This is a genomic window from Polaromonas sp. P3_C2, assembly GCF_056402675.1.
Map to the genome: position 1 here is coordinate 1 of NZ_JBFUGX010000720.1, position 1,941 is coordinate 1,941.

Consider the following 1,941-nt stretch of genomic DNA (forward strand, 5'->3'; position numbering starts at 1 on the left):
GCGCAATGCCCACCCGCTGCGCCACACGCACAAAAGCCACGCGTCGCAGCATCTCGCGTGCGTAGCGACGCTGGTTGCCTTCGGTGCGGGTGCTGCTGATCAGCCCTTTTTTCTCATAAAAGTGCAGGGTGGACACCGCCACGCCGCTGCGGCGTGCCATGTCGCCGACCGAGAGTGTGGGAAAGATGCCGGCCTGTTCCAGTTCCGTGCCTATGGATTTCCTTGAAAAAATGCTTGACCTAAACTTTACTTGAGGTTTCAGACTCCTCATTTTCAGGCCAATCCGGCCCGCTTATTTCAAAGGAGTTGTTTTCATGTCCAGCGATTTATCAAGCCCCCGCTTCCGCCTCCGTGTTCCGCGTCGACAAATTCGTCGTGCCCTCGCAATCGATCTCCGCTTTTGTCGAGCGCATTCACCAGGTCCAGCGCATGCTGGGCGAGCAGCCCGGCTGCCTGCAAAAACATGTGCTGACCCAGACGGGCGACAGCAGCGAGTTCGATGTGGTGACCGTGGTCGAGTGGGCCAATGCCGATGCGGTGGCCGCCGCCCAGACCGTCATGCAAAAGCAGCTCGCCAGCGAGGGCTTTGATATTCAGGCCTTCAGGAAGAAGCTGGGCGTGCGCGGCGACTCGGGGATGTACCGGGAGGCTTGAGCGTCAGGCCGGGTTCTGCCGTAAATGGAATACTGCGGCAACCTGGAGATCGAGGGCCGGTAGGCCTGTGAACGCCGCTATCGGGTATCGCGCTTACCGCGTACCCCTGTTAATCTCCGATAGGATGGCTGTTGTCGCCATCAGCGCGACTACAAATATCGGGGCCATAAGCATGCAGAACGAAAACAGCCAACCGTCGGAAGAAGAGGGCCCACCGGCCATCGCCCTTGTCTTTGCCGGCTTTCTCCTGATCGTCCTGGAGATATTTATGTTGGCATCAGGCGTGGCCGGGTGCTGGGGYGGGTGCAGCCTCGACGTCATCCCCAAAATTGTTTTTCTGTTTTTCCTTGCTGGAGCAGGGCTATGGATGACCTATCTGGTTTTCTCGGCGGGCAGCATCGTTGCCATGCTGTTTATCATTCCCACGAGTCTGGTATCGGGCGGCAGCATGTTGCTGGTCCTCTGGTTGTTCGCTGCCTCGGCAATCAGCCTGGTTGTGAAGGTCTTCAGCTAGGCGCGATGCAGGCGGCCGGGAAGGGTCAGGCTCTCTGCACCCGCCCCAATCCGACCTGCCGATTACCGGCGCCCAAGAGCGCTCAGCACATTCTCAGCCGTCGCCGGAGCGGTCAGCACCACGCGTTCATCCCCGGCCTTCACCGCGCCCACCGCATCGCGCAAAGCCTCATACACACTGATCGCCAGCATCAGCGGCGGTTCGCCCACGGCCTTGCTGCCGAAGACGTTGTCTTCGCGGTTGGGCTCGGGCCACAGATCGATCTTGAAATGCTCGGGTACATCGCCGGTCGCAGGAATCTTGTAGGTGCTGGGCGCGTGCGTGGTCAAAAGGCCCTTGTCGTTCCACACCAGCTGCTCGGTGGTGAGCCAGCCCATGCCCTGCACAAAACCGCCTTCGATCTGGCCGATGTCGATGGCCGGGTTGATGCTGGTGCCCACGTCATGCAGGATGTCGACTTTCAGCACGCGGCTTTCGCCCGTCAGGGTGTCGATGGCGACTTCGGTGCAGGCCGCGCCATAAGCGAAGTAGTAGAACGGCCGGCCGGTCAGTGTGGCCTTGTCGTAGTGGATTTTGGGTGTGCGGTAAAAGCCGTCGCTCCAGAGCTGGATGCGGTTGGCATAGGCCAGCTTCACGACTTCGGTGAAAGGCCGCGCGCCTGCGGGTGTGACAACCTCGCCCCCTTCAAACTGCACCGCGCCCGCGCCGCACCGGTCCAGGCCGGCCACAAATTGCGCCAGGTTGTCGCGCACATTGCGGGCGGCGTATTGCGC

Annotated in this window: 4 protein-coding genes; 2 read left to right on the forward strand and 2 right to left on the reverse strand. The window is 60.8% G+C overall.

The genetic code is table 11. The features are described from left to right. The coding region (locus tag AC1DWI_RS21145) for a MerR family DNA-binding transcriptional regulator (RefSeq protein ID WP_477725674.1) at positions 1 to 160 on the reverse strand (160 nt) is incomplete at its 3' end. A 215-nt stretch (positions 161 to 375) separates the two neighbouring features. Between AC1DWI_RS21145 and AC1DWI_RS21150 the strand changes: the two genes are divergently transcribed. Both AC1DWI_RS21150 and AC1DWI_RS21155 read left to right on the forward strand, forming a co-directional pair. Beyond that, positions 376 to 654, forward strand: coding sequence for an antibiotic biosynthesis monooxygenase (locus tag AC1DWI_RS21150; RefSeq protein WP_477725672.1), 279 nt, complete (start codon positions 376 to 378; stop codon positions 652 to 654). Between the two features lie 172 nt (positions 655 to 826). Then, the gene (locus AC1DWI_RS21155; protein ID WP_477668125.1) at positions 827 to 1,168 is read left to right on the forward strand and encodes a hypothetical protein; all 342 of its coding nucleotides are present in this window, start codon (positions 827 to 829) and stop codon (positions 1,166 to 1,168) included. Between the two features lie 62 nt (positions 1,169 to 1,230). Here the strand turns inward: AC1DWI_RS21155 and AC1DWI_RS21160 are convergent. Further along, positions 1,231 to 1,941: molybdopterin cofactor-binding domain-containing protein (locus AC1DWI_RS21160; RefSeq protein WP_477725673.1), on the reverse strand; the 711-nt coding region annotated here is incomplete at its 5' end.